This is a genomic window from Streptomyces triticisoli (genome assembly GCF_003270085.1).
Lineage (GTDB): Bacteria > Actinomycetota > Actinomycetes > Streptomycetales > Streptomycetaceae > Streptomyces > Streptomyces triticisoli.
In genome coordinates this window covers 22,919-49,532 of record NZ_QFDQ01000216.1, presented here as the reverse complement: position 1 = coordinate 49,532, position 26,614 = coordinate 22,919, and the positions used below count along the sequence as shown (strand labels likewise).

Below are 26,614 nucleotides of genomic sequence, written 5' to 3'. Positions count from 1 at the left end.
GTGCCGTGCGGGGTGGCGCGGTGGGCGGCTCCGGCGCCGGGGCGTGCCCCGCACCCCGCGGCGCCCGACCTGCGGGGGCGGGCCCCGGTGCTCGGACCGCACCCCTCATCACCTCCCGAACCGCGGGCCGCGCACGAGCACGAACCCGGATCGCGGGCCACCCCGGAACCAGGTCCTCCGACCTCCCACGCGCCCCGTCCCGTCCCCTTGCAACAGGCGCCTCTGGGGGGCTTGTAACGAAGTAGTGCCGGTTGGCGTGGCCGTCTGGATTCGACCCGAGGTGTGCCGGTTACACTCGCCCGGCTGTACGAAAGATCATTGTTTACGGGGTGAGTTTCTTCCGATGAGCGACGCCAGCACGACCCAGCCGCTCGAGGCCGCGGACCAGGGGGCCCTGTGGGTCCCGGGCCGCGGCAGGCACCGCGGTCCGGTCTCCTCCCACGACGGCGAGGCCGCCCCGAGCGGCCGTCACCGCAAGCCGGCCGAGGAGACCGAAGCGGCCGCCTGACGGTAGTACCGAAGCGGCGAACGGCCCCGTCCTTCCGGCAAGGACGGGGCCGTTTCGCGTCCTGCTCGGCTCAGGGGCATCGGCTCAGGGGCATCGGCTCAAGAGTGCCCGGCGATCGTGTCGGCCGGCACGGGCGCGTCCTCCCGCCGGAACAGCCCCGCCCACAGGAACGCCTCCCCGAAGTGCGGCGAGTCCTCCGGCTCGTCCCGCATCCGCCGCAGTTCCACCTCCGTCAGATCCGCGAGGATCCGCCGCAGCGACTCGGGCGTGTAGGCGAGCCCGCCGTGCAGACGGCCGTCGCGGTACAGCTCGGCGTCGGAGAGTTCGCTGCCCATGCCGCCGGCCGCGAAACAGGTCAGGACCAGGTGACCGCCGGGCGCCAACGCCCGCTCCAGCAGAGCCAGATAGCTGATGCGGCGGTGCGGCGGCAGATGGTGGAAGCAGCCGGAGTCGTGGACGAGGTCGTACGGCCCGTCGAGCCGTGCCCCGGCGTCCCCGAAGGCGTCCCCGCACACGAACCGCACGGCGACCCCCGCCTCCCGGGCCCGCTCCTGCCCCCAGGCGACGGCCTCCGCCGACAGGTCGACCGCGTCCACCTCGAAGCCCCGCGCGGCGAGGTACAGGGCGTTGCGTCCCGGCCCGCACCCCAGGTCCAGCGCCCGGCGTCCGCCGACGAGTCCCCGTTCCAGCCACTCGGCAAGGTTCTCGTCCGGCTTGTCCACGAAGAACGGGACCGGCCGTGACCGGTCGGCGTAGAACCCGTCCCACCACCCGGCCGCCCCACCGGTCCACCGGTCGGCGTCCGGCGCGAACAGCCCGTCCAGCAGCCGGAGTACGTCGTCCACGGTACGGATGTTCCGGTCCATGCGGATCCCCCTCTCCCCGGGCCCGTTCCTGGTACCGCGACCGTAGCGTCGAACGGTTCGAAAGCCCAGGTCAGCCGGGGTGAGCGTGGCTCTGCGGGCGTGCTGTCCGGGCGTGTGCGGGGCCGGTGCGGGCGCCGGAAGGGGATCACTCCGGGGCCGGGCGGAAATTCCCCCTGCCCCCGCGCCGAAGGCCTCCTCGGCGGCGAACAGCGCCGTGTCTAGCGTGTTTTCCTCGTGGAACGCGGCAGCCACACCAGCATCAGCAGCGCCCCGCCGAGCAGCATCGCCGTACTGGTGCGGAAGACCAGCGCGTACCCCTCCGTCAGGCCCACCGGCGTGGTCCGGCCCGCCGTGCGGGCCGCCGCGATGGTCGCCATGATCGCGAGGCCCAGTGAGCCGCCCATCGTGCGGGAGGTGTTGATGAGCCCGGAGACCAGCCCGGCGTCCTCGGGCGCCGCCCCGGAGGTGGCCAGCGAGGCGAGCGGGGTGCCCGCCAGTCCCGCGCCCAGCATCATCAGGATCCCGGGGACCATGATGGCCGTGAGGTACGCGCCGTCCGCCCGCATCGTCGACTGCCAGGCGAATCCGGCGGCCGCCACCAGCGTGCCCAGCACGGCGACGTTGCGCGCTCCCGCCGCCCGCATGAGGCGCGGCGCCAGCTTGGAGCCGAGGACCACCGCCAGCGAGCTGGGCATCAGGGCGAGTCCGGCGTCCAGCGGCGAGTAGCCGAGCACGTTCTGCGCGTACAGGGTCATGAAGAACCACATGCAGAACATCGCCGCACCGGAGACGAACAGCGCCGCGTTCGCGGACGCCACCGAGCGCACCCGCAGCAGCGCGAGCGGCATCAGCGGGGCGGCCGTACGTGCCTCGACGGCGAGGAAGAGCCCGATGAGCACGAGCCCGGCGAGCAGCGGCACCAGTGTGGCCGCGGCCGTCCAGCCCTCCGCCTCGGTCTGCGAGATCCCGTACGCCAGCGTCGCCAGCCCCGCCGTCACCAGCAGCGCGCCCGGCAGGTCCAGCCGGCGCCCGTCCCCGGCCCGGCCCTCCACCAGCCACCGCACGGCCCCGGCGAGCACCACCGCGCCGAAGGGCACGTTGATCAGCAGCACCCACCGCCACGACAGCCCCTGCACCAGAACCCCGCCGACCAGACCGCCCGCCGCTCCGCCGCCCGCGCCGACCGCCGTCCAGGTGGCTATGGCCCGGGCCCTGGCCGCCCCCTCGGGCACGGCGGCGGTCAGCAGCGTCAGCGTGGAGGGCGCCAGCACGGCCGCGCCCAGCCCCTGCACGGCCCGCGCGAGCAGCAGCTGCCAGCCCTCCTGGGCCAGGCCGCCGCCCAGCGAGGCCAGCGTGAACAGGCCGAGCCCGAGCAGGAACATGCGCTTGCGCCCGTACAGGTCGCCGGCCCGGCCGCCGAGCAGCATGAAACCGGCGAACGCGATGGTGTAGGCGTTCACCACCCACTGCAGCCCCGAGCCGCTCAGCGCGAGGTCGGCCCGCATCGACGGCAGGGCCACGTTGACGACGGATATGTCCAGCACGACCAGGAACTGTCCGGCGCAGGCGAGGGCCACCACGAGCCAGGTGGGCGGCGGCGCGGTACGGCGGCGGACGGTCGGGGTGGTTTCAGCGGCTTCGAGCATGGGTTCCATGGTCTCAAGCCGCCCGCGCCTCTTGCATCGGGTATGCGCACGAGATCGGCCGGTCCAAAGTCCTACGCCCGCCCGGCGCCCGTACGCGTCCGGCTGATCCGGTTGATCCGGCTGATCCGGCTGATCCGGCTGATCCGGCTGAGACGTACGCCACCACGCCCCCTGTCGCCCGGCCGGCCGGGCGTGCGGCAGCATGGCGGCCGGAACGGACGTACAACCGACCGGAAGGAACCCCACCCCATGCCCGCGGCACCCTCCCCCGAGCTCTCGGCTGCGCTCGAGCAGGGGGGACCCCCATCCGACATCCTCGCCGCGTTCGAGGCCGCCAAGGGGTTCATGCCCGTCGACGAGGGACTCGCGCTGTACGCGGCGGCCGTGGAGGCCGGGCGGCTCGGGCTGCCGTTGCTCGAGGTCGGTACGTACTGCGGGCGCTCCACCCTCCTGCTCGCCGACGCCGCCCGGCAGGCCGGGGTCACCGCGCTCACCGTGGACCACCACCGCGGCAGCGAGGAGCAGCAGCCCGGCTGGGAGTACCACGACCCGGAGACGGTCGACCCCGAGATCGGCCTGATGGACACGCTGCCCGCCTTCCGGCGCACGCTGCACCGGGCCGGTCTGGAGGAGCACGTGGTGGCGCTCGTCGGCCGCTCGCCGCAGATCGCCGCCCTGTGGAACACCCCGCTCGGCCTGGTCTTCATCGACGGCGGCCACACCGACGAGCACGCCGGCGCCGACTACGCGGGCTGGGCCCCGCACGTCGCCGTGGGTGGCCTGCTGGTCATCCACGACGTGTTCCCGGACCCGGTGGACGAGTTCACCGGGCAGGCCCCGTACCGCGTCTACCTCCGGGCCCTGGGGTCAGGGGAGTTCACCGAGGTCTCGGTGACCGACTCGCTGCGCGTCCTGCGGCGAACGGACGCGTCCGCCTCCGCCCGCCGTTAAAGTCGCAGTCGTGTCGTACACAGGCCCCGACTCCGGTCCTCCGCAGCCCGAGCGTCCCCGCCGTATCCGGCGTGGGCCGTTGACCGTCGCGCTCGCCGCGCTGGTGCCCGGGGCGCTGCTGGGGTGGGTGGTGTACGAGGTGGTGGGGTCCCCAGGTGGTTCGGGGCGGGCTGCCGTACGGCCGTCGGCCACGGGCAGCCCCTCGGAGCCGTCGGAGCCGCTGCCGCCCTCCTCATCCGGCCGGGACGACAAGAAGCCGGGCGCCTCGACGAGTCCGGCGCCCGCCGCCTCCGCGCCCACGGCCTCCGCGCCCGCAGTCTCCGGCCCGCTCAAGGGGAAGGTCGTCGTCATCGACCCGGGGCACAACCCCGGCAACTTCCGGCACACGGCCGAGATCAACCGCAAGGTGAACATCGGCACCAACTCCAAGGAGTGCGACACCACGGGCACGTCCACCAACGCCGGTTACACCGAGGCCCGGTTCACGCTGGACCTGGCCCACCGGCTGCGCGCCCTGCTCGAAGCGCAGGGCGCCACGGTGAAGCTGACCCACGACGACGGTTCACCGGCCTGGGGGCCGTGCGTGGACGAGCGCGCCCGGATCGGCAACGCCGCGCACGCGGACGCCGCCGTCTCCCTCCACGCCGACGGGTCGGCGCCGGGCAACCGCGGCTTCCACGTGATCCTCCCGGCGGCCGTGCGCGCAGGCGCCGCCGACACCCGCCCGATCGTCGCCGCCTCCCGCGACCTCGGCGAGCGCATCGCGGGCAACTTCGTGCGCGTCACGGGCGAGGCGCCGTCGAACTACCTCGGCGACGGCACCGGTCTCGTCACGCGCAAGGACCTGGGCGGTCTCAATCTGTCAACGGTTCCGAAGGTGTTCGTCGAGTGCGGCAACATGCGCGACAGCACGGACGCGGCCCTGCTGACCAGCGGAAACTGGCGGCAGAAAGCGGCGGAGGGGATCTCTGGGGGAATCGTGAGTTTCCTGCGCGGGTCCTGACCGGGACACTCGACCCTGCGGACAGCCAGGGCGTACGGACGATACTGTCGTCCATACGACGAGGGCACCCCCCGCGCTTCGCACCGCGGCCTGCCGGCGAGACGGTGACGGCGACGCCTCTACCGACGACAAGACGAGCTGTGAAGGACCTGAAGTGAATATCCGCTCCCTCACTCGGGGCGACGGCGTGGTGACCGGAGCAGCGGTGTTGCTCTTCATCGCGTCGTTCCTCCGTCTGTACGACACGGACTTCGTGAAGACCAACGCCTGGGACGGGCTCGGTACGGGCCTCGGCCTCTACATGGGCGGAGTCATCGGCGCCGCTCTGATCGTCGTCAACCGGTGTCTGCCGCAGCCCCGCAAGGTGGCGGGCCTGGACCTGGGCGTCGTGGGAGTGGCGTTCACGGTCCTGGTGGCGTGGAGCCTGTTCTGGACCCTGGTGGACATCCCCGGCTCGGTCGGCGCGGGCTCCGGTCTGATCCTCGGCTTCATCGCGGCCCTGGTCCTGGCCGGCGCCGGCGTCGCCACCCCGCTGGTCCCCGCCCTCCAGGCGGCCCTGATCCCCGCTCCCAAGCCGGGCGCGCCGCAGCCCTACGGCGTGCAGCCCCAGGGCGGTTACGGCTACCCGGGCGCCGGGCAGCAGCCGTACGGCGGGCAGTCGCAGCAGGCCCAGCCGTTCGGCGGCGGCGCGCAGCCGCAGCCGGCCCCGCAGGGCCAGCCGGCGGCGGCCTTCTCGCCGTTCTGGTTCGCCGTGCCGGCGCCGCGTCCGCTGTTCGCGGAGGACGGCTCCCCCGCGCCGATCGCCGAACTGGCGCCGGGCGTGTGGTACCTGGCGGTGGAGCAGCGCGGCCAGGGCCTGCTGACCGAGATGCAGGACGGCCGCCGAGGTGTCCTGCAGGACGCTTCCAACATCCAGCGCGGCTGACCCGGTTCGCCCCGGCAGCCCTGCGGCCCCTCGCTCTTCCGGGCGGGGGGCCGTTGCCGTTCACGGGCGGAGCCGGACGGATGCTAAGAGGTGGCGCCGCTGCGCAGCTGGGAGTTGGTCGGCACCTTGTCCTTGACCGGAGCGCCCGCGCTCTTCCCGGCGTCCTTGACCTTGTTGATGGTGTCCTGGAAGTCCTTGATCGCCGATTTGTCGCCCTTGCGGAGCTTGGCCGGCAGGTCCTTCAGGTCGTTGATGCCCGCGGTGATCGGGGCGAGGGCCTTGGACAGCGTGGGGTCGCCCTGGGCGTTGTGCACGGCCGCCTTGAGCCGGTTGTACGCGAACGCGCCCGCGAGGCCGGCCTTGAGGAGGGTCGTCCTGCGGTGCTCCGCGCCCTTCTTGAACTTGCCCTCCTTGTACGGTTTCCAGATCCACTGGTAGGTGGCCCCGGCGGCGAGAGCGGCGTTCGCCACGAAGCGGGTCTTGGCGAACTTCTGTTTCTCCGCCGACGTGGTGGGGCTGGGCGTGGCGGCCGCCACGGCGACGGTCGGCTCCTGTTGCGCGGTGCTCTGGCCCGCGGCCCACGCGGGGGTGGCGCCTGCGACCAGGGCGCAGCAGAGAGTGGGCGCCACGGCGAGGCGCCGTATCGGTACGGGCACGGTTCCTCCCGGAACATGTTGCTGTGAGTGCTCTGGGGGTCCGTGTGACCCTGGGTACGCCTGTCAAAACAGAGCACCGAGGGCCTTCAGCCCGTCACGGGGGATCGCCGAGGTAAGCCCAAAAGAGGCTACAGGATGATCTTGAAGCCCTGAGGCCCGGATTAACCTCTGGCGGGCCGCAGGGTCGCGCTCGGCGACTGCGTCGACGCCGGGCCGGGCGTACCTCTCCAGGGATCGCACGGAGGCATGGCGGGAGCGGGCCAACAACATCGGCGTTGAGGTGCCGTCCTCCGCATCGTGCGTCAACGCACTGTGGCGGAGCCGGTGGAGTGTCCACCCCTCCAACTCGTCGAAGTCGTCGGGGTTGGCAAGGGGGTTGGCCAGCAGCCGGGTGCTCTCCTCGAAGGTCTCTTCCGCCCGGCGGCCGGATCGCCCTCGCGGTGCAGTACGGCCACGCGGCCACCGCCATGAGCGAGTCGTACGCCGGCCGCTCCAAGGCGGACATGCTCGAGGTCCTGGACCAGGAGAAGGGCCTGGCTCTGGCCGATGCGCTCACCGAGGCCGGCGAGCGCATCGCCTCCGGCGAGAAGGTCAGCGGCCCGGTCGCCGACCGCTGCCGCGCCGCGGCCACCGAGTTCTCCAACCGCTACGCCGGGACCTACCTTGGCAAGCGGGAACTGCGGGCACTGGTCGCCAACCCCCGCCTCCAGGTCTACGAAGATCCGAAAGCCTTCCTGACTTGCAACCACGACGTGTTCACCGCCCTATGCAATCCAGACCGCGGCCGCGGGCGGGACGCCACCCGCGCGGCCCCCGACCACTCCTGGTGCCATCCGGCGTGCGCGAACATCAGCCGCACCGACAGCCAGATCGCCTCCCTGCGCTGCGAGGTCGTCCGGATCGACGCCGACACCGAAGCCGGCCTCGACCCCTACCCCATCGCGGCCCGCGAACAGCAGCGCAAGACGCACCTCACCGAGATCATCCGCCGCCACGAAGCACAGCCCCCGGCCGCCCCCGACCCCTAGGAACCGCGATGACCGCCCCAGCCAGCGACGCCAGCACGCAGCGCGCGGCGGACCTTGCCCGGATCGTCGGCGAGGCCCTTGCGCACGCATCCGCCGACAGCGGGTCCGAGGACGCTGCGGAGGTCCGGGCCGTCACCGACGCCATGGTGCGCCTGCTGATCGGTGCCCCGCTGCACTCCGACGGCAAGCTGACCATCCTCTCCCTTGCCGTCGAGGCGGGGCTGCGGCGCAACAAGCTCATCCACAAGCACACGGCCTCAAGAACCTGTTCTACGCCTTGGTCAAGGCCCGCGGCCACAGCACCGAACCGGTCTCCGAAGCCGCGCGGGCCCGCAGCCGCAAGCAGCAAGAGGACCTGGCGCGCGTCCGCGCCGAACGCAACGACCTGCGCTCCCAGGCCCAGCTCCTGGCCCGGATCGTCCAGGTCCTGGAGATCGAGTACCACCGGTTCAAAGAGACCAACGCGGCCCTCGAAGAGCAGCTGGCCGCACGCACGGGCGTCCTGGACCTCGCCGGTCGGCGCCGACGGTGTCCGTAGCGCCGTGCCCGACCGGCTGGTGCGAGCAGGGCCGTGTCGGCGGTCATCAGTCCGTCTGTCCGTTCTGCCGGTCTGCCGCGGTGGTGGTGCGGGTGCTGCGTTGGTAGATGTCGGGGATGCCGTCGGCGTCCGTGTCGAGGTTCTCCTCCTCGGACAGGCGCCGGTAGATCACGTTGCGGCGGCGCAGCAGCACAGCGGCGAGTGCCGCCGAGAGGAGGGAGCCGACCAGGACGGCGGCTTTGACGTGCTCGCCGGTGGTGCTGCTGGGAAAGGCGAGTTCCCCGATGAGCAGGGCGACCGTGAAGCCGATGCCTGCGAGAGCCGACAGCCCGAAGACGTCGGCCCAGGCGAGCTCCGGGTTGAGCTGGGCCCGGGTGAAACGGGCCGCCAGGTAGGTGCCGAGGAAGATGCCGAGGGCCTTGCCGGCGACCAGGCCGATGACCACGCCGAGCGGCTCCGGTGAGGTGAAAACCTGGCTCAGCGCGTTGCCGGAGACGCTGACGCCGGCGGCGAAGAGGGCGAACAGCGGTACCGCGACCCCGGCGGACAGCGGGCGCAGCAGGTGCTCGGTCCGTAGGGCGGGCGACTGCTCTTCCCCCTCCTCGGGGGTGGTGCGCAGCAGCAGCGCCATGGCCACGCCGGCGACCGTGGCGTGGACCCCGCCGTTGTACGTCAGCGCCCAGATGGCGACACCCAGCGGCACGTACCACCACCAGCCGGTCACCCGGAACCTCTGCAGCAGGTAGAACACGACCAGTCCGGCCGCAGCCCCCAGCAGGGCCCAGAGGTTGATGTGGGAGGTGAAGAAGACGGCGATGACGAGAATGGCGCCGAGGTCGTCGACCACGGCCAAGGTCAGCAGGAAGGCCCGCAGGGCCGACGGCAGGTGGGTGGAGATCACGGCCAGGACCGCGAGGGCGAAGGCGATGTCCGTCGCCATCGGAACCGCCCAGCCTTCCATGCTGCCGCCCCCGGTGCCGACGGTCAGGGCGTACAGCGCGGCGGGGACGGCCATGCCGCAGACGGCCGCCACCACCGGCAGCGCTGCGGTGGCGGGGGTGCGCAACTCGCCCACCACCAGCTCGCGTTTCAGCTCGATGCCGGCGACCAGGAAGAAAATGGTCAACAGACCGTCGGCGGTCCAGTGCCCGACGCTCAGGTCGAGCCCCAGGGCCGCGATCCCGAAGTGGAACTCCCGCACCGTCTCATAGGCGTCGCTCCAGGGGGTGTTCGCCCAGATCAGGGCCACCACGGCCGCGGCCAGCAGGGCAAGACCGCCGACCGTCTCCGTCCGCAACGCGCCGGCCACAGCCTGCCGCTCGGGCCAGGGAAGAAAACCGAGAAAGGGCGCACGCGAACGCGGAGTGGCAGCCATGTGGGTGTGAGCCTCCGGTGGCCGGCAACGGGCCATACAGCCCCTGACAGACGCCGACCAGACTTCCCGGCACACCCCGCGTCATGTCTGACGCGTTCCCTCCACCCTAACGGCTGATCCACCGCGGGCCCACCGCAGGCAGGCCGTGCCATGGCGCATCGCGTGGACGTAACGCCGAGCGCCGCTTCTCGCGGTCCGCCGTCTGCACACCTGTACGCGGTCTGTCGTGTTCCTGGCCTTCTTGAGGCCGTGGCTCAGCGTTGTGGTACTACCGCGACCGGGCAGTCGGCGTGATGGAGCGCTGCGTGTGCCACGCTCCCGAGGGGCAGCCCGAGGGGCCCGTGCCGTCGAGGGGCGCCAAGGACGAGTAGGTCGGCCGTGGCCGAGTGGGTGAGCAGCACGTGGTGGGCGGGGCCCTCGGTGATGACACGGCGCACCGGCACGTCGGGATGCTCGCGTTCCGCATCGCGCAGAGCGCGGTCGAGCAAGGCCCCTGCCTGATCCTCGTGTTCGTGCGCGGGGTTCCCGACGAGTAGTGGATGCGCCTGGGCCCTGTGGGCGGGGCGACGCCAGGCGCGTACGGCGTCCAGGACGGAGCGTCGCGCCTGGGCCTCGTGGAAGGCGAAGCGGATCGCCGCAGTGCTGCTTGTGGGGTCGTCCACGCCGACCACGATGGGGCCATTGGCTGCTTGTCGGTTCTTTTGGCGACCGCGTACGACGACAACCGTGCAGGGGGCGCGCGTCGCCAGGGAACGGCTGACCGAGCCCAGCAACGCACCCGTGATCGGTCCTCTTCCCCGGCAGCCTGTTACGACGGCGGTGGCGCGTCGGGCCTCCCGCAACAAGGCGGCTTCGGCGTCCTCAGGAACGATGTCGGCGTCGATCTGCACTTCCGGGTGACCTTGCCGGGCCCGCTCGGTGGCGCGGTCGATGATGGCCCGCGCGAGCAAGCGTTCGGAAGCAACCCCTGCGGCCTCCGTGAAGGCGGGCCCTTCATAGCGCTCCCACAGGCAGGCGTGCACGAGGCGCAGTGGCAAGCCGTGCAAGGCCGCTTCGTCCGCGGCCCAGTCGATTGCGCCCAAGCTGCTTTCTGATCCGTCGACTCCCACCACGATGGGCAGCAGCATCGGTCTCACCGCCTTGGTGCGCGCGACGGCCTCTACAGCACGGCGCCCGTCCCGAGATCAGTCGCCTTCCCAGCCCGTCGGCTGAAACCTAGTGCCCCTGCGTGCTGAGTTGATCGGCTCCTGCTCGGGCACATACTCCAGACACAGTGGGTTGTGGCACGGGCCTGCGGTCCAGACGGGAACGAAGACGCCCATGGTCTTGTGTCGTTTCACAGCGGCGTCTACGGGCTCTTTGCACGAGCGGCAGACGTACCCGGACGACGCGGTTGCCTTTCTCTGCCCGCTTACACCTATAGCCCCACTTTACAACATATTTACCGTTTCTTGGTGGCTGCTTGGGCTCTCAGGTGTCGGGTGGCTCGGCAGCGCCGTGGTGATTGCCCGGTGGATCCCGGTCAGCTGCATGAGAGGCATCCTCGGCGGGAGCAGAGGCGGGCATGGCGTCGACGTCGGTCCGCGATCGGTCATCAGTGGGGCTCGACGGCAAGGGCCGAGCCATGCTCAGCCCGATGGAAACGGCGAGAACGGCGACGATGACGGCGAGGCTGACGGGTGAGGGAACTTCCGGCACGGCGGTACTGATCGTTTCGTGGGAAGCCTGGAGAATGAGCTTGACCCCGATGAAGGCGAGGATGAGCGCCAGACCTCTGCTGAGGTAGTGGAAGCGGTCGAGCAGCCCGGCGAGCATGAAGTACAGGGCGCGCAGTCCCAGGATCGCGAAGGCGTTGCTGGTGTAGACGATGAAGGCGTCGCTGCTGACGGCCAGGACGGCGGGCACGCTGTCGACGGCGAAGACGAGGTCGGCGGCTTCGATCGCGGCAACGACGGCGAGCAGCGGCGTGGCGACCCGTTTCCCGGCCTCCTTGACGAAGAAGTGGGTCCCCGCGTACTCGTGCCGTACCGGGACGACTTTACGAAGCAGCTTCACGGCGATGCTCTTGCCGGGGTCGAAGCTGTCGTCCTCCTCTTTGAGGATCTTGTATGTGCTGTAGAAGAGGATCGCGGCGAAGACGAACAAAACGGCGGTGAAGCGGCTGACCACAGCTACACCGGCAGCGAGGAAGATACCGCGGAAGACCAGGGCGCCGAGGACACCGAGAAACAGTACGCGGTGCTGGTAGGCGCGCGGCACCTTGAAGTAGCCAAAGATCAAGGCGAAGACGAAGAGGTTGTCGACCGACAGGCTCTTCTCCAGAAGCCATGCGGTCGTGTACTCGACTCCGGCGCTGGTGCCGACGACCGCGAACACCACGCCCCCGAAGACGATCGCCAAGCCTACCCAGACACCGCTCCAAGCGGCGGCCTCGCGGAAACCGATGACGTGTTCCCGTCGGTGCGCGAGAAGATCGACCGCCAATGACACCAGCACGGTGACGGCGAACGCCACCCACATCCACAGCGGCACGTCATGCACGGTTCCGACCTCTCCAGCGGCGTCACCCGGCAGTCTTCTTACGAGTCTGGGCCATGCAACGGGGACTGTCTCCCTGGTGCCGGTGCACGGACGCTGAGTGGAACGGCTCTGCGCTCACCAGCACCGGCCTGCTGAGGAGTCCACCAGGGGCGGCCGTTCGGTGCCGAGTTCACCGAAGCCATGGGTGCGTGGAGAGTTCCGGGCGTATGCCGCGCTCTGCGCGGGCGAGGACGACGGCGCCGGACCACAGCCCGATGTGGCTGAGTGCTTGCAGAAAGTCACCGAGGAAGGAGTGGTCGCGGGGGTCGATCTGCTCGGCGAGCAGGCCGAGCGGGCTGGCGTAGGAGCACAGCTTCTCGAACAGTTCCGCGGCTTCGTCTATGCGGCCTTGGCCCGCGAGATTGCCCACGAGCCAGAAGCTGCACAGCAGGAAGGCTCCCTCCGGCTGGTCCAGTCCGTCGGGGGACTCCTGCGGCAGGTAGCGGTAGAGCAGGCCGTTGCCCGCGCCGAGGCGTTCGGCGATCGCCTGCGTTGTGGCGATCATGCGGGGGTGATCGGCGGGAAGGACGCGTCGGAGCGGGAGGGCGAGGAGCGAGGCGTCCAGTCCACCTGTCGCCCCGAGGTGCTCGGTGAAGGAGTGCGCGCGCTCGTCCCAGGCGTCGTGGATGATCCGCCCGGCGAGGCGCCGGGCCTCCGCAGCCCATGTGGCGGCGTTGCCCGACAGGTTCAGACGGGTGGCGAGTCGTGCCGCCCGGTCCAGGGCGACCTGGCACATCGCTGCGGAATACGTGAACGGACGCGCTTGGGTACGTACTTCCCAGATGCCGTGATCCGGTGTCCGCCATGCGGTGCGGGCCTGCTCGGCCAGGCGGTACCACAAGCCGGCGCTCAAAGGCCGGCCGGTGGCCGCCCACTGGAAGGCGCAGTCGAGGAGCTCTCCGTAGACGTTGTGCTGGACCTGCTCGGCGGCGGCGTTTCCCCACCGTACGGGTGCGGAGCAGTCGTAGCCCTCCAGCTCCGCGTCGATCACCTCCGGCGGCGGAGGCAGGCCGTCCACGTCGTACAGCACGCGCAGTCGCCCGTCCCGCCAGGCGGCGGTCAACGCCCAATGGAGAAAGCCTCCAGCTTCGTCGGGAAGGACGATCCGGCACAGGGCGAACACGGTGTAGGCCGCGTCGCGGATCCACGCGTAGCGGTAGTCCCAGTTGCGGTCGCCTCCGATGCACTCGGGCAGTGAGGAGGCCGCGGCGGCGACGATGGCGCCGTTCTCGGCGTAGTCCAGCAGCTTGAGGGTGATGGCCGAGCGGCGCACCAGGTCCGTACGGGGAGTGTCGGCCACCACGAAGGCCGACCAACGGCGCCACGCTCGTACGGTGTCGTCGAGGCACTGGGAGACTGATCGTCCGGAGCCGGCAGCCTGTGGTTCGCTCCAGCGCAGACGGACCCAGAGGTCTTCGCCCTGGTTCAGGCGCAGTGTGCATTCGGGACCGGGCAGGGGCCGGGACGTGGTCAGGCGGAGCTTCACGGACTGCTGGGGGCAGGGCAGTTGCCAACCGGCGGTCTGACGCTCGGCCTGGGTTTCGCCGCGTGGTCTCACCGCCACCCTCAGATCGACAGAGCCCCGGGTGACGCGCGCGTGCTGGAGCAGCGCCCCTGTGCCGACGGGGGCGTCGACCTCGAGCCGCGCACCTGGCTGGAGGAGGAAGGCGTCAGTGACCTGGACGATGCCGGTGTCCGCCCTCAGCTCTGTCACGAGGACGCCGGTGTCCTCCACGTAGTGCTGGCGGCTCAGCCGTAACCCGTCCGGCGCCAGCAGGAAGGACCCGCCACGGTGGCGGTCGAGCAGCGAGCAGAACAGGGGCGGAGCGTCGAAGCGGGGCACGCACATGAAGCTGACGGTGCCGTCGCGGCCCACCAAGGTGCACGCGCGGCCGTCGCCGATCAGGCCGTGGTCCTTGATCGGCAGGTAGTCCGCCAGCGGTACCGGCGACCACTCGTTCATGCGTGACCCAGTACCCATCGAAGGCGGGCCGGATCACTCCGAGGGTTGCAGCGGGCGGGAGGGCCAGTCCAGGAGGCGGGCGCCGAGGGCTGCGGTCTGCAGGATGTATCGCTGGTCGGGGTCGGTGGGGTCATGGCCGGTGAGTTGCCGGATACGGGTGAGCCGGTAGGTGACGGTACGCACGCTCACGCCCAGCCGGCGTGCCGTGGTCGTGTTCAGGCAGCCACTGGCGAAGTACGCGTCCAGGGTTTCCAGGAGTGCCCGGGGCCCGCCTCGTGCCTCCTCCAGGCCGCCGAGGACGGTGGCCACCAGGTCGGTGATGGCGGCTCGGTCCCTGCCGAGGACCTGGAAGACCAGCAGGTCGGAAGCGTACACGCGCGGGGCGGTCAGACCGAGCTGGGCAGCATCCTCGTCCAGGTCGACCTGGACGAACTGCTGATCAACCGGGACGAGATCAACCAGCGGCTTCAACGCATCATCGACGACGTCACCAATCCGTGGGGTGTCAAGGTCACCCTCGTCGAGGTCAAGGACGTCGAGCTGCCCGAGGCCATGCGTCGCGCCATGGCGCGTCAGGCTGAGGCGGAGCGTGACCGGCGCGCCAAGGTCATCCACGCCAAGGGCGAGTTCGCGGCTGCCCAGACCTTGGCGGACGCCGCGGAACGGATCGAGGGCCACCCCGCCGCCATGCACCTGCGGATCCTGTCGACCATGGCCGAGATCTCCAGCGAGCGAAACTCCACCCTCATCTTCCCCCCTGCCCATGGAAATCCTGCGCGTGGTCGACATGCTCCGGGGCTCCGACGCCGCGCCAAGCGGTGCCCGTACCACATAGGCCAGAGCAGCCATGCACCCCGCGACCGAGTCCGCGTCCCCCGAACACAGGTGATCGGTATGAACCCCTCGATGGACGACCGGCGCATCCTGGCAGAGATGGAGCGCCGCCTCTCCCAGGACGACCCCGAGCTGGTCGGGCTGATGGACGCGCTGAACCATCAGTTTCCCGACGGCCAGGCCGACAGGGATGTCCATGACGACGCAGACGCCCATGACGACGCCCTACGCCTCGACTGGCGCTGGAAGGCCATCGTGGTGTTCGCCGTCGTGCTGGTGGCGGGTCTGATCCTCACGGCGGTCTTCAACAGGTCAGCCTCGACCGACGACAATCAGGGACCAACGAACGGCCGTGCTCCGGCCGTATCCGTTCATACGCACGGCAGAGCGCTCCCGGGCCCCGGCGAAAGCCCGGGCACCGCCGACCGCGGGGCTGCTGGTGGCCGACTTCGGCGTCGCCGCCGTGCCCGCCGATGCCCTGCTGCGACGCCGTCAGAACCGCTGTCGTATGGGCGGACGTGGCAACCAACATCGGCTCACCGTCTCGCTGCCTCCCTGGCACCTACCCAGCGAAAGTGATCCGCCCATGACCAGGAAAGCGACTCCCACCGTCATCCACCCCATCGAGTGAGACTGGCAGCAGGCGCAAACCGTGCAGGTGCCGACCCGTGGACACCGCGGCACATCGGTTCCGGCGTAGGGCCGTCTATACCGGTCCGCAGGAGAAGGTCATGAACAACTCGGTACGGATGGGCCGCGTTCTCGGGGTGCCGCTGCGCATCCACTGGACCGTGCCCCTGCTCGTGATGCTCTTCGGATACAGCCTGGGCAGCCAGACTCTCCCGGCCATGACTCCGGATCAGTCGAACGCCACCTACACCATCGCCGGCCTGGCCGGGGCCCTGCTGCTCCTGGTGATCCTGCTGGCCCATGAGGCCGCCCACGCGATCACGGCCCGTAAGAAAGGCATCCCCGTCCAGAGCATCACGCTGTGGGCCCTGGGCGACATGACCCAGATGGGCAAGCCCCGCACGGCAGGCTCGACTTTCTGGATAGCTGTCAGCGGGCCGCTCACCAGCCTGCTCGCCGGCGCTCGGGGCGGGCATCGGGCTGGACACGTTGTCCGGGACGGCCATACCCGCAGCCGTCCTGCTCTGGCTCGGCTGGGTGAACCTCGTCCTCACCGTGTTCAACCTGCTGCCCGCCGCCCCACTCGACGGAGGACGGGTGGTGCAGGCGCTGACGTGGTGGCGTACGGGAGATCAGGACCGCGCCGAGCGAGCGGCCGCACGAGCCGGTCAGGTCCTCGGAGTCGTGCTGATCGGCCTCGGGTGGATCGTCGTCCTGCGCGGCGCCCTGAGCGGGCTGTGGCTGGCGGTCATCGGCTTCTTCGTCGTGATCGTCGCCGGGGCGGAACACCAGCGTGCGAGGCTTGCTCCTGCCCTGCGCGGCATGCGAGCGGCAGACGCCATGACGAGCCCCGTCGAGACGTGCCAGGACTGGCTGACCGTGCAACGCTGCATCGATGACGTGGCCGCGCGGACCCGCCACTCCGCACTGGCCCTGATCGACTTCGAAGGGCGCCCCAGCGGTCTGGTCCACCTCCCGCGGCTCGCGAGGATTCCCGCCGCACAACGGGAGACGCTTCGTGTGCGCGACGTGGCGACCCCCTGGGCGCGCTGCACGACCTGCGCTCCGGACGACCTGTTGCAGGACGTGTTCGAAAAGCTCTCCCCGGGCCGCGCCCTGCCCATCCTCGTCACCGAGGGGCAGAACCTGGCGGGCGTCATCACCGCGGACGACATCTCCCGGATCGTCCGGCGCCAGGCACTCCGCGGCACGGAAAGTCGGTAATGGTTACCACGGGTTGGGGTGTCGGCCGATGGCAGCGTCACAGCATGGAAGGGTGCGGTGGTGGCGGTGGCGGCGGAATCCGCTGCGGCGGCGCAGTGACATCGTCGAAGCGTGGGTGTTGCTCGCCTCGTGGGTGGTCGCACTGGTCGGCGGCCTGCTCGCGGGCCTGGCAGCGGCGGACGCCATAAAAGAGTCCGCCGAGCGGCAGCGAGCAGAGCGCCGTGAGGTCTCGGCCGTACTCGTCGAGGACGCGGAGGACCGGTTGCCCGAACGGGCACCGAGCGGCTATCGGGTCTGGGCGACAGTGCGCTGGACGGCGCCGGAAGGTTCCACGCACACGGACGAGGCAAGAGTGCCATCCGGGACCCCGGCCGGGCACACGGTCACCGTGTGGGCGGACCGGAACGGCAAGATCGCGGCTGAGCCCCTGACCGATGAGGAGACCCGGTGGCACGCGATCTCAGGAGGCGTGCTGACCGTGTCAGGGGCGAGCGGGGCCGTGCTGGCTGTTGCCTGGGTGGCTCGCCAGGGACTGGAGCGTCACCGCATGGCGCGGTGGGCCGCGGAGTGGGAGCGCATGAACACCCAGAAAGGAGGCAAGACAGGCTCACCTTGATTGACGGAACCGGCTGACCCCTGGGGAGGCACTGCGCTCGCACAGGCCGGAGGGCCGAACCCGTCGCTCGCGGCGAGGAGTAAGCCGACGGCTTGGGGCTAGCCGCTCGTTGTCGTCCATGACCTGTGTGATGTGGGGTATTCGGCCGGGATGCCCAGCAGGGCGTACCCGATGATCCATGGCGGTGAGAAGGGCGGGCCGTACCGGTGACGAGCGCGGACGCGGTTTTCGCGTGGCTAGGGGTCGGAGCGTTGCTCGCGGCCGTTCTATCTCGGGTCCTGGCCGGACGACCGCTGTCGCTACCGCTGGTCTTCCTGCTGTGCGGCATCGGCGTGTATCTGCTGCCTCTGCCGCCGCCCGTGATCGATCCGGTGGATGACCGGGTGGTGGCCGAGCATGTCATCGAGGTCGTGGTGCTCATCTCGTTGATGGGTGCGGGGCTGGCGCTCAACCGGCCCGTCGGGCGGCATCGGTGGGGCGCGACCTGGCGATTGCTGGGTATCACCATGCCGTTGGCGTTCCTGATCACCGCGCTGATGGCCTGGTGGTTGCTGGACTGGCCGCCAGCCGCCGCGCTGCTGTTGGGTGCTGTCCTGGCGCCCACCGATCCGGTGCTCGTGGCTCGGCTCGGAATGTTGGACGGCCTTCGGTGAGGGTTCGCGTCGGAGTGGGCTCAGTTCGGCAGCTTCGCTGCGTAGATCCAATCGAAGCCGTCGTATCCGGTGCCGTCGAGGTGTTCCGCCCGGGTCAGGCCGGCCCTGACCGCCACGCGCTGGGAGGCGGCGTTGGCCGGCCGGACCCGGGAGATCAGCGGGAGGTCGGGAATGTGCCGGGATGCCCAGCTGGTGACTGCGGTCGCGGCCTCGCTGGCGAAGCCCTGGCCCCATGCGGAGGTGGCGAAACGGTAGAAGAGGTTGAGGACCTTCATGCCGTTCAGTTCCATGGGCTTGATCCCGCAGAACCCCAGTTGCAGGGCAGAGTTGCGGCGTCGGACGACCCAGTACCCGTATCCGCAGCTGTGCCACTGGTTGCTCCAGCGCTGATAGAGCTCTTCGGCCTCTTCGGGCCGGGCGAGAGCGTCGGAAGGATTGTGCAGGCAGGTTCCGGGGTCACTGTGGATCGCGAAGATCGCATCGATGTCGGCTTCGGTCGGACGCCGCAGTGACAGTCGGGCGGTCTGCAGCTCTTCGTCTGCCGGGCTCCGGTCGCTCATGCGAAGATCGTAGAGCTGTATCAGGCAGCCCTGGAGGGGTATTCGGTCCACTGTCGGACGGGTGAGTCGGGCGCGAACACCGCTTCCGCTTGCGGATCCGGTAGTGGATCCTCCCGGTGGCCAGGTCGAGGGCGGCGAGCATGTGCCGCACCCCGCCGTAGCGGTTGTAGGTGGCCCGCAGTCGGCGGGGCCTGCCCGCCGGACGCCAGGCCTTGCCCTTGCGGGGCATCAGGTTCAGTAGTCCGAACTCGTCGACGCAGACCACCCGTCCGTCCGTCGGCGGGGTGTCGTACAGGGCCAGGACCCGGTGCATCTTGGCTGTGAAGTCCGGGTCGGTGGACGCCTTCCAAGGTCGTGGTGGCCTGCCAGGAGACCTTGCCCTCGCGCAGGATGCGCCGCAGGGTCTCCCGGCTGATCGCCGGTACCACGTGCCGTTTGACCAGGTGGTCGGCGAGCTTGGACAGGCTCCGGGTGGAGAACGCGGCGACGTCCCAGTCGGCGGGGGACGTCCGCGCGCTCAGGCGGATATGCTCACGCACCCGCTCACCGATCGTCTTCGGGCGTCCCCCGCTCCATTTTGGGTCCAGTGCCTCAAATCCCCGCTCGTTGAAGGCGTGGATGACAACGCGGACGTAGTCCTCGCCGACCTGCATCAGCGAGGTGATGTCCTTGACCGTCTGGCCCTGGGCGGACATCAGCACCACAATCGTCCGGCGCAGCCGGATCGGGTCCTTCGCGGTCCGGCTGATCCGCTGCAGCCTGCGACCCTCGTCCATGCTGACCGGCCGGATGAACACACTCGGTCGACGCCCCACGACCACCTCCAAGATCAGGCCCTGGAGACAGCCTGCTGGCCGCCGGGCAGCACGTCGATTACCCGGCCAAGGATGCGGCCGAGCCACTCGCTGCGGAAGTGCGGGGGGACGAGCCCACGGATGACGAACACGATGAGGACGAGGTGCGGTTCGCTCTCACCAGTGAGGCGGGCCTGAAGGACGGACTCGCGTTTCCGCTGATGTACGCGGCCGTGGGGCTGGCCGCCGCCGCAGGCAGCGGTTGGTCGGCTGAGTGGATCGGTCCGTGGGTTGCGCAGGACGTCGCGTACAAATGCACTGTCGGTGTGCTGGGCGGGTTGCTGGTGGGCCGGTTGCTCGGCTGGCTGTTCTTCCGGACACGATCAAGGGTGTCGGCGACCACCGACACGCATCCCCCGGTGAAGCTCAGGAGGGAAGCGCACTCCCGCCCCCTTTACACCGCACCAGACACGCGTAAGCGCGCACCTCGGCATCACAGTACTCACCGCAGCTCGCCTCCGCCGGCAAACGCCTGCGCCGCCTGCTGGTCTGGCTGGCCCGTCATCGCCCCGCCGTGTCGCCGCCGGTGTGCACCTGCCTGCCCTTACCCGCGCTGGGCGCCGGACGAGTCCCGGCGAAACGGGTGAGCACCGGACCGGTCACGGCGAGCAGCAGGACGTATCCGGCCGCCAAAGCGCCGAGCCGGTCCTGCCGCACCCCGACCAGACCGATCATGACGAGGGAGAACTCGCCGCGTGCGATGAGTGCGGTACCGGCCCGCAGCCGGCCCCGGTGCCCCGCGCCCTCCCGTCGTGCGGCGTACCAGCCGGCCGCCAGCTTCGTCAGCGCCGTGACCACCCCCAGCAGCAGGGCGGCGGGAAGCACCGGCAGCAGCGTCTCCGGCCTGACCGACAGACCGACGGAGAGGAAGAAGACGGCGGCGAACAGGTCCCGCAGCGGGCTCAGTACCTGCCGTGCCCGGTCGGCCGCCTCACCGGTGAGTGACAGTCCCACGATGAATGCTCCTACCGCGGCGGAGATGTGCGCGGCCTCGGCGAGCGCGGCGACGATCAGTGTCACGCCGAGCACCCGCAGCAGCAGCTGTTCGGCGTCCGGACGCAGATGCAACAGCGCCCGTCCGAGATGGTGTCCCCACCAGTACGACACGGCGAGCGCGGCCAGGACCGCGCCGAGGGCCATCAGGACTCCCAGTAGTGCCTGCCGCCAGGTGCCGCCGGCGGCGACGACCGCGAGCAGCGGGAGGAACGCGGCCATCGCGAAGTCTTCCAGCACCAGCACGGACAGCACGGCCGGGGTCTCCCGGTTGCCCAGGCGCCTCAGGTCGCTCAGAAGCCGAGCGATGATGCCCGAGGAGGAGATGTAGGTCACGCCCGCCAAGGTCAGGATCCCGGTGGCGTCCAGGCCCAGCAGCCATCCCGCCACGGCTCCGGGCGTCGCGTTCAGCACAAGATCGACTGCCCCGGACGGCAGATGGCGGCGGAGGCTGGCGGTGAACTCCGGCACGGTGAACTCGAGACCGAGCACCAGCAGCAGGAGGACTACCCCGATGCCTGCTCCGGTCTCCACGAACGGGCCGGCGGCCGGAACCGGGGCGATGCCTCCCTCGCCCAGAGCCAGACCTGCCAGGAGATAGAGCGGGATGGGCGAGAGTGTGAAACGCCGGGCCAGCGTCCCGAGCAGACTCAGCGCTGCCAGGATGATCCCCAGCTCCAGCAGCAGGGCGACCGAGACCTTCACTGGTCAGCCTGGATGATCTGTTCCACCTGGGCAATCCCGTCATGGGTTCCGATCACCACCATCACATCCCCCGCGTGCAGCACCTGCTCCGGCCCCGGGGAGGGGATCACCTCCTCGCCGCGCACGATCGCCACGATCGACGCGCCGGTACGCGTCCGGGCCCTGGTCTCCCCCAGCAGACGGTCCACAAAGGGCCCGCCCGCACGTACCTCGACCTGCCCGGCACTCAGCCCCGGCACCTCCTTGGTCAGATCCGCGAACCGCTCGGCGATACGCGGGGCCCCCAGAATCCCGGCGAGAGTGTCGGCCTCCTCACGGGTCAGCCGGAACACGACCCGCGCCTCGTCCGGATCCACGCCCTCATAGGTCATCAGCTCGAAATCGCCCGACCGGAGGGCGACGACACTCATCCGGTCCCCCTCGCGGGTGGCGAACTCATAGCGCATCCCCACCCCAGGCAGCAGTACTTCGTTGACGTCCATGCCGCCAATCATCACGCCGCACGCAAACCTCACGCCTCTACATGAAGAGGACATATGGGGGTTTCATCGCCAGCGACGGACTGTCCGAACTCGCATGGGTGTGCGGCGCACATCGCTGGTCAGGACCCCCGCACGTGCACGCAGCTCATGCGCGGTGATCAGCCGCTTGAACCGCGGATACGCGGTCCGCTCGATCGAGGTCACAATCCCGCCCCGGCCCCAGACGACAGCCCAACATCACCACCGACGACCTTGAGCCGAACGGGTGACGGGCAGGCGCTCAGGGCTTCAAGATCATCCCGTGGCCCCTTTTGGGCTTACCTCGGCGATCCCCCGTCACTCTCCGCACGCATGGCAGGTTTCGGTCAGGGTTCCGGAGCCGGTGACGGTGGCGGCCCGCCGCCGTCAGGCGGGGCAGGTGGAGCAGTCCGGGTCCAGGCCCCTGGGCAGGCGGTCGCCCGCGAAGACCGTGCAGGTGGCCTCGTGGCCGCCGAGCGCGGCGACGGCGAGCAGGAGCGCTCCGGCGGTCCAGGTGGTCAGTTCCCGCGGCCATATGGCCTCGTCCTCGAAGACGTAGCCCGTCCAGTACAGGCCGGTCTCCGCGTCGCGCAGGTGCTGGATGGACTGCAGGATCTCCAGCGCGTGGTCGGACTCGCCCACGGCCCACAGGGCCAGGGCGAGTTCGGCCGACTCGCCGCCCGTCACCCACGGGTTGGGGACGACGCAGCGCACGCCGAGGCCGGGCACCACGAAGCGGTCCCAGTCCGCCTCGATCCGCGCCTTCGCCTCCGCTCCGGTCAGCGCGCCGCCCAGCACCGGGTAGTACCAGTCCATCGAGTAGCGGTCCTTGTCCAGGAACCGCTCCGGGTGGTCGCGGATCGCGTGCCGGAGCGCGCCGACCGCCAACTCCCAGTCCGGCTGCGGCTCTCCACGCTCCTCCGCGATCGCCAGCGCGCAGCACAGCGCGTGGTGGATCGACGAGCACCCGGTCAGCAGCGCGTCCGCCGTGTCCGTGCCGTCGTCCTCGCGCTTCCAGCCGATCTGCCCGCCCGGCTGCTGCAGTCGCAGCACGAACTCGACGGCCGCGTAAACGACCGGCCACATGCGGTCCAGGAACGTGTCGTCGCCCGTGGACAGGTAGTGGTGCCACACCCCCACGGCGATGTAGGCGACGAAGTTCGTCTCCCGCTTGTGGTCGGTGACGTCGTCGTACGCCCCGTCGGCGTAGGCCGCGTACCAGGAGCCGTCGCTCAACTGGTGCCGGGCCAGCCAGAAGTACGCCCGCTCGGCCGCCTCGCGCTCGCCGGCCGCGTCCAGCGCCATCGCGGCCTCGACGTGGTCCCACGGGTCGAGGTGATGGCCGCGGAACCACGGGATCGCCCCGTCCTCCCGCTGCACGGCGAGGATGCCGCGCACGGTCGCGGCGGCCTGCCCGGCGGTGAGGACCCCGGGCAGGACCAGGTGTTCCGTCCGGGGAGTGGTCACTTGGCGTCCGCCCGGGGCAGGTGCGGCTTGGTCGCGTACGCCACGAAGCTCTTGCCGATCAGCGGGTTCAGCGCCTGCTCGGCCACCCGCGTGGCCAGCGGCTTCTTCATGATGTCCCAGACCAGCAGCTTGTGGTACGCGCGCACCGGCAGCGCCTTGTCGTTGTCGACGCCGAAGGCGCACTTCAGCCACCAGTACGGCGAGTGCAGCGCGTGGGCGTGGTGGGTTCCGTACGGGCGCAGGCCCGCCTCGCGCATCTTCCGCAGCAGTTCGTCGGCCTTGTAGATGCGGATGTGGCCGCCCTCGACCTCGTGGTAGGCGTCGGACAGGGCCCAGCAGACCTTCTCGGGTCCGTAGCGCGGCACGGTGACCGCGATCCGGCCGCCCGGTCTCAACACCCGTACCATTTCGGCGAGTACACCCTTGTCGTCCGGGATGTGCTCCATCACCTCGGAGATGATGACGACGTCGAAGGACGCGTCGGGGAAGGGCAGGGCGAGGGCGTCGCCCTCCATGGCGGTGGCGGTGGCCCCGGCGGGCGCCTCCCCCGCCTCATCCATCGCCGCGAACCACCTGGCGACCTCGCGGATCTCCTCGCCGTTGCGGTCCAGCGCCACGACCCGCGCGCCGCGCCGGTAGCACTCGAACGCGTGCCGGCCGGCACCGCAGCCGAGGTCCAGGACGCGGTCGCCCGGGGCGAGCGGGAACCGGGAGAAGTCGACGGTCAGCACGTGGCCCTGCTTTCGGGATAGACAGCCTCTGAGGCCGCGGAGCGGCCGGGATTCCGGGGCGCGGGGCGGCGCGGGTCCGGGCCGGCGGAGCCGGCGAGAGCCGCGCGGTAGTGCAGTACCGTCCCCTCCGCCGCACGGGCCCACGTGAAGTGCCGCAGCACCCGCTCGCGCCCGGCCGCGCCCAGCCGCGCCCGCAACTCCGGGTCGCCCAGCAGCCGGTTCAGCCCGGCGGCCAACGCCCCCGCGTCACCGGGCGGCACCGCGAGGCACGTCTCGCCGTCGCGGCCGGCGACCTCCGGGATCGCACCCCCGGTCGTGGCGACCAGCGGCGTACCGGTGGCCATCGCCTCGGCCGCCGGCAGCGAGAAGCCCTCGTACAGCGACGGCACGCACGCGGCCTCGGCCGAGCGGACCAGGTCGACCAGTTCGGCGTCCGGGATGCCCTTGACGAACTCGACGGCGCCCTCCAGGCCGTACCGCTCGATCGCCTGCGCGACCGGCCCGTCCTCGGCCCGCCTGCCGACGACGACGAGGTGCGCCGAGGGGTGTTCCGTCCGCACCTTCGCCAGTGCCTCGACGAGGAAGACCAGGCCCTTGAGCGGCACGTCCGCGCTGGAGGTGGTCACGATCCGCCCGGGGACCCGCTGCACGGCCGGGTCGGGCGAGAACAGGTCGGTGTCGGCGCCGATGTGGACCACGTGGACGCGGTCCTCGCGCACGCCCAGGTGGTCGACGATCTCCTGGCGCGAGGTGCCGGAGACGGTGAGCACGGACGGCAGCCGGCGCGCGACCCGCTTCTGCATGCGGGTGAAGGCGTACCAGCGCCGTACGGACATCCGTCGCTGCCATCCCTCGGCGGCGTCCAGCTCCAACTGCCGGTCCACGGTGATGGGGTGGTGGACGGTGGTGACCAGAGGGGCGCCGAGGTCCCCCAACAGCCCGTATCCGAGCGTCTGGTTGTCGTGGACGACGTCGAACTCGCCGCGGCGGGCGCGCAGATGGCGGCGGGCGCGCAGGCTGAACGTCAGCGGCTCGGGGAAGCCGCCGGTCCACATGGTGGCGACCTCCAGCACGTCGGTCCAGTCGCGGTACTCGTCGCGCCCGGGGGTGCGGAAGGGGTCGGGCTGGCGGTAGAGGTCGAGGCTGGGCAGCTCGGTGAGGCCCAGCCGGCCGTCGTGGCCCTCATTTCCGTCCAGGGTGTCGAGGACCGGGTACGGCTGTGCGCCGATCACCTCGACCCGGTGGCCGAGGCGGGCCAGTTCGCGCGAGAGGTGGCGTACGTAGACGCCCTGACCGCCGCAGAACGGGTTTCCCTTGTAGGTGAGGAGTGCGATCCTGAGCGGTCGCTCGCCGTCTGCGGCGAGGTCCGTCGGGGACCCCGCCCGACTGGCCTCAGCGGTCACTCTGGGCCCCCTTCTGACTGCACTGTCCCGCGAGGTTACGCCGGGACGCTAATCTAGAACAAGTTTCAGACTTGATCGTTCAGGAGGCTCCGAATCTACCGGCAGGTAGCCGCGCTGTGAGCAGTGGATCGGGTGATTCGCGCCACGGCCGGACGCCACTGCCTGCGGTCCGATCACCGGGCCTCACCGACTGTCACGGAACGGGACCCATGCCTGCGCCAGCCAGTGTCTCCCGGATCGCCGCACCGCCCCTCACCGAGCGGCAGGAGGCCCGTCGCCGCCGCATCCTGCGCGCGAGCGCGCAACTGGCCTGCCGGGGCGGCTTCGACGCCGTGCAGATGCGGGAGGTCGCGGAGGTCTCGCAGGTGGCGCTCGGCACGCTGTACCGGTACTTCCCGTCCAAGGTGCACCTGCTGGTCGCGACGATGCAGGACCAGCTGGAGCAGTTGCACGGCGCGCTGCACAAGAAGCCGCCGGCCGGCGGGAGCGCGGCCGAGCGGGTGGCCGAGACGCTGATGCGCGCCTTCCGCGCCCTGCAGCGCGAGCCGCAGCTCGCCGACGCGATGGTCCGCGCCCTGACCTTCGCGGACCGCAGCGCGAGCCCCGAGGTCGACCAGGTGTCCCGGCAGACCACCGCGATCATCCTGGACGCGATGGGCCAGGAGAGCCCCACCCCCGAGCAGCTGTCCGCGGTCCGCGTGATCGAGCACACCTGGCTCTCGGCCCTGATCACCTGGCTCTCGGGCCGCGCGTCGATCGCCCAGGTGAGGACAGACATCGAGACGGCGTGCCGCCTGATCGACCTGCCGTCACCCCCGGAAGGGCGGCAGTAGGAGCCCCGAACGAAACGGGAGTCCGATCAGCTCGCGGCGCCATGGGGGCGCCCCCTGCTCGAAGAGCTTGGGGGAGCGTGCCCGGGGGCACCTCCCAGCCGCCGGGCCGGGGGAGCGCCGCGAGCCGGGCACCCGTTTCGTTCGGGGCTCCAAACCCTGCGAGAGCACCGGCAAGAACATGAGAAGGACCTACGAGACGGGTTCCCTTCGCCGGTATTGCCCGGATCAGGTAATGGGGGTCGCCGTCCGGTCCGAAGACCTTTCAGCCTCTCAGCCCGACCGTCGACGTCGGCCTCGGCGGATGCCTCTCGGCGTCTCGCCCAAGTCGGCTACTCCGGTCGAACTCCCTCACTCGCCTCGTAGGCCACTTTCAGGATAATCCCGCACGGCCGGATGGGAACCCCCCGAACCAGGATTTTTTTTCTCTCGACGCACCAGCGGGAACACCGGCTCGGGGCCCTTCCGGCGGACCGGTACAGTGACGGGGTCGTCATCACACCCGTACGGGGGGAAGCCGGTGCGAATCCGGCGCTGACCCGCAACCGTGAGCCGTCCCGCGAGGGCGGCGAGCC

General features: G+C 70.6%; 26 protein-coding genes, 3 pseudogenes and 1 riboswitch. Of the genes and pseudogenes, 13 read left to right on the top strand and 16 right to left on the bottom strand.

The window, feature by feature from the left end; all coding sequences use genetic code 11:
• Positions 1–343 precede the first annotated feature (343 nt).
• Positions 344–508: a hypothetical protein gene (locus DEP02_RS34160; protein ID WP_198668605.1), complete on the top strand. Its 165-nt coding sequence runs from the start codon at positions 344–346 to the stop codon at positions 506–508.
• Between the two features lie 98 nt (positions 509–606).
• Here the strand turns inward: DEP02_RS34160 and DEP02_RS26605 are convergent, their stop codons facing one another.
• Both DEP02_RS26605 and DEP02_RS26600 read right to left on the bottom strand, forming a co-directional pair.
• Positions 607–1,374, bottom strand: a complete 768-nt coding sequence (locus DEP02_RS26605) for a class I SAM-dependent methyltransferase (protein ID WP_112470217.1) — start codon at positions 1,372–1,374, stop codon at positions 607–609.
• Positions 1,375–1,592: 218 nt separating this feature from the next.
• Positions 1,593–3,029 (bottom strand): MFS transporter, encoded by a 1,437-nt coding sequence (locus tag DEP02_RS26600; RefSeq protein ID WP_112470216.1) that lies wholly within the window; start codon positions 3,027–3,029, stop codon positions 1,593–1,595.
• 240 nt (positions 3,030–3,269) lie between these two features.
• Here DEP02_RS26600 and DEP02_RS26595 point away from each other — a divergent pair, with 240 nt between their 5' ends.
• The 3 genes from DEP02_RS26595 (at position 3,270) to DEP02_RS26585 (ending at position 5,899) form a co-directional block, all read left to right on the top strand.
• Complete coding sequence (locus DEP02_RS26595; RefSeq protein WP_438947801.1) at positions 3,270–3,971, top strand: class I SAM-dependent methyltransferase; 702 nt, start codon at positions 3,270–3,272, stop codon at positions 3,969–3,971.
• A gap of 10 nt (positions 3,972–3,981) precedes the next feature.
• Positions 3,982–4,974, top strand: coding sequence for an N-acetylmuramoyl-L-alanine amidase (locus DEP02_RS26590; RefSeq protein WP_112470215.1), 993 nt, complete (start codon positions 3,982–3,984; stop codon positions 4,972–4,974).
• Between the two features lie 154 nt (positions 4,975–5,128).
• A complete protein-coding gene (locus DEP02_RS26585; RefSeq protein ID WP_198668603.1) occupies positions 5,129–5,899 on the top strand; it encodes a hypothetical protein in 771 nt (256 codons plus the stop codon).
• A gap of 83 nt (positions 5,900–5,982) precedes the next feature.
• Here DEP02_RS26585 and DEP02_RS26580 read toward each other — a convergent pair whose 3' ends face one another.
• Positions 5,983–6,555, bottom strand: coding sequence for a hypothetical protein (locus tag DEP02_RS26580; protein ID WP_112470213.1), 573 nt, complete (start codon positions 6,553–6,555; stop codon positions 5,983–5,985).
• A gap of 440 nt (positions 6,556–6,995) precedes the next feature.
• On the opposite strand from DEP02_RS26580, the gene DEP02_RS26565 reads away from it, so the two are divergent.
• Positions 6,996–7,583 carry a hypothetical protein gene (locus DEP02_RS26565; RefSeq protein ID WP_112470212.1) on the top strand — a complete coding sequence of 196 codons (588 nt, stop codon included), beginning with the start codon at positions 6,996–6,998 and terminating at the stop codon, positions 7,581–7,583.
• On the opposite strand, the gene DEP02_RS33690 is transcribed toward DEP02_RS26565, so the two are convergent.
• Positions 7,580–7,834, bottom strand: coding sequence for a hypothetical protein (locus DEP02_RS33690; protein ID WP_157977548.1), 255 nt, complete (start codon positions 7,832–7,834; stop codon positions 7,580–7,582). The two genes, DEP02_RS26565 and DEP02_RS33690, sit on opposite strands and share 4 nt — an antisense overlap.
• A 26-nt stretch (positions 7,835–7,860) precedes the next feature.
• Between DEP02_RS33690 and DEP02_RS26560 the strand changes: the two genes are divergently transcribed.
• Positions 7,861–8,121 carry a hypothetical protein gene (locus DEP02_RS26560; protein ID WP_112470211.1) on the top strand — a complete coding sequence of 87 codons (261 nt, stop codon included), beginning with the start codon at positions 7,861–7,863 and terminating at the stop codon, positions 8,119–8,121.
• A gap of 46 nt (positions 8,122–8,167) precedes the next feature.
• Here the strand turns inward: DEP02_RS26560 and nhaA are convergent, their stop codons facing one another.
• The 5 genes and pseudogenes from nhaA to DEP02_RS26530 all read right to left on the bottom strand — a co-directional run.
• On the bottom strand, positions 8,168–9,496 hold the full coding sequence (nhaA, locus tag DEP02_RS26555; protein ID WP_112470210.1) for a Na+/H+ antiporter NhaA: 1,329 nt from the start codon (positions 9,494–9,496) through the stop codon (positions 8,168–8,170).
• 254 nt (positions 9,497–9,750) lie between these two features.
• Positions 9,751–10,623 (bottom strand): universal stress protein, encoded by an 873-nt coding sequence (locus tag DEP02_RS26550; protein ID WP_112470209.1) that lies wholly within the window; start codon positions 10,621–10,623, stop codon positions 9,751–9,753.
• A 343-nt stretch (positions 10,624–10,966) separates the two neighbouring features.
• On the bottom strand, positions 10,967–12,037 hold the full coding sequence (locus tag DEP02_RS26540) for a TerC family protein (RefSeq protein WP_112470207.1): 1,071 nt from the start codon (positions 12,035–12,037) through the stop codon (positions 10,967–10,969).
• Between the two features lie 169 nt (positions 12,038–12,206).
• Positions 12,207–14,039 (bottom strand): glycoside hydrolase family 15 protein, encoded by a 1,833-nt coding sequence (locus DEP02_RS26535; protein WP_112470206.1) that lies wholly within the window; start codon positions 14,037–14,039, stop codon positions 12,207–12,209.
• A gap of 33 nt (positions 14,040–14,072) precedes the next feature.
• Positions 14,073–14,444, bottom strand: a pseudogene (locus DEP02_RS26530) (PucR family transcriptional regulator); the annotation flags it as partial.
• Here DEP02_RS26530 and DEP02_RS35025 point away from each other — a divergent pair.
• The 6 genes and pseudogenes from DEP02_RS35025 to DEP02_RS26505 form a co-directional block, all read left to right on the top strand.
• Positions 14,385–14,606 (top strand): annotated as a pseudogene (locus tag DEP02_RS35025) (SPFH domain-containing protein); the annotation flags it as partial. The pseudogenes DEP02_RS26530 and DEP02_RS35025 overlap by 60 nt on opposite strands.
• Positions 14,607–14,933: 327 nt before the next feature.
• Positions 14,934–15,452, top strand: a complete 519-nt coding sequence (locus tag DEP02_RS34155) for a DUF3040 domain-containing protein (protein WP_112470223.1) — start codon at positions 14,934–14,936, stop codon at positions 15,450–15,452.
• Between the two features lie 152 nt (positions 15,453–15,604).
• Positions 15,605–15,904: pseudogene (locus DEP02_RS35595) on the top strand (zinc metalloprotease); the annotation flags it as partial.
• An 88-nt stretch (positions 15,905–15,992) separates the two neighbouring features.
• Positions 15,993–16,727 (top strand): site-2 protease family protein, encoded by a 735-nt coding sequence (locus DEP02_RS26515; protein WP_332872003.1) that lies wholly within the window; start codon positions 15,993–15,995, stop codon positions 16,725–16,727.
• 28 nt (positions 16,728–16,755) lie between these two features.
• A complete protein-coding gene (locus DEP02_RS26510) occupies positions 16,756–17,343 on the top strand; it encodes an Rv1733c family protein (protein ID WP_112470205.1) in 588 nt (195 codons plus the stop codon).
• A gap of 206 nt (positions 17,344–17,549) precedes the next feature.
• Positions 17,550–17,996 (top strand): cation:proton antiporter domain-containing protein, encoded by a 447-nt coding sequence (locus tag DEP02_RS26505; RefSeq protein WP_332872002.1) that lies wholly within the window; start codon positions 17,550–17,552, stop codon positions 17,994–17,996.
• A gap of 20 nt (positions 17,997–18,016) precedes the next feature.
• Here DEP02_RS26505 and DEP02_RS26500 read toward each other — a convergent pair whose 3' ends face one another.
• The 7 genes from DEP02_RS26500 to DEP02_RS26465 form a co-directional block, all read right to left on the bottom strand.
• A complete protein-coding gene (locus DEP02_RS26500; protein ID WP_112470204.1) occupies positions 18,017–18,556 on the bottom strand; it encodes a GNAT family N-acetyltransferase in 540 nt (179 codons plus the stop codon).
• Between the two features lie 20 nt (positions 18,557–18,576).
• Positions 18,577–19,353: a helix-turn-helix domain-containing protein gene (locus DEP02_RS26495; protein ID WP_232839287.1), complete on the bottom strand. Its 777-nt coding sequence runs from the start codon at positions 19,351–19,353 to the stop codon at positions 18,577–18,579.
• Positions 19,354–19,911: 558 nt separating this feature from the next.
• Positions 19,912–21,108 carry a cation:proton antiporter gene (locus DEP02_RS26485; RefSeq protein WP_112470203.1) on the bottom strand — a complete coding sequence of 399 codons (1,197 nt, stop codon included), beginning with the start codon at positions 21,106–21,108 and terminating at the stop codon, positions 19,912–19,914.
• Positions 21,105–21,590, bottom strand: a complete 486-nt coding sequence (locus DEP02_RS26480) for a cation:proton antiporter regulatory subunit (protein WP_112470222.1) — start codon at positions 21,588–21,590, stop codon at positions 21,105–21,107. Before DEP02_RS26480 ends, DEP02_RS26485 begins: the two co-directional genes overlap by 4 nt.
• Before the next feature lie 405 nt (positions 21,591–21,995).
• Positions 21,996–23,075, bottom strand: a complete 1,080-nt coding sequence (locus DEP02_RS26475) for a prenyltransferase/squalene oxidase repeat-containing protein (RefSeq protein WP_112470202.1) — start codon at positions 23,073–23,075, stop codon at positions 21,996–21,998.
• Positions 23,072–23,806 (bottom strand): class I SAM-dependent methyltransferase, encoded by a 735-nt coding sequence (locus DEP02_RS26470; RefSeq protein WP_112470201.1) that lies wholly within the window; start codon positions 23,804–23,806, stop codon positions 23,072–23,074. The genes DEP02_RS26475 and DEP02_RS26470 overlap by 4 nt, the downstream gene beginning before the upstream one ends.
• Complete coding sequence (locus tag DEP02_RS26465; protein ID WP_112470200.1) at positions 23,800–25,209, bottom strand: glycosyltransferase family 4 protein; 1,410 nt, start codon at positions 25,207–25,209, stop codon at positions 23,800–23,802. The genes DEP02_RS26470 and DEP02_RS26465 overlap by 7 nt, the downstream gene beginning before the upstream one ends.
• A gap of 209 nt (positions 25,210–25,418) precedes the next feature.
• Here DEP02_RS26465 and DEP02_RS26460 point away from each other — a divergent pair, with 209 nt between their 5' ends.
• Positions 25,419–26,042: a TetR family transcriptional regulator gene (locus DEP02_RS26460; protein WP_198668602.1), complete on the top strand. Its 624-nt coding sequence runs from the start codon at positions 25,419–25,421 to the stop codon at positions 26,040–26,042.
• A 510-nt stretch (positions 26,043–26,552) separates the two neighbouring features.
• Positions 26,553–26,611, top strand: a riboswitch (cobalamin riboswitch).
• Positions 26,612–26,614 lie beyond the last annotated feature (3 nt).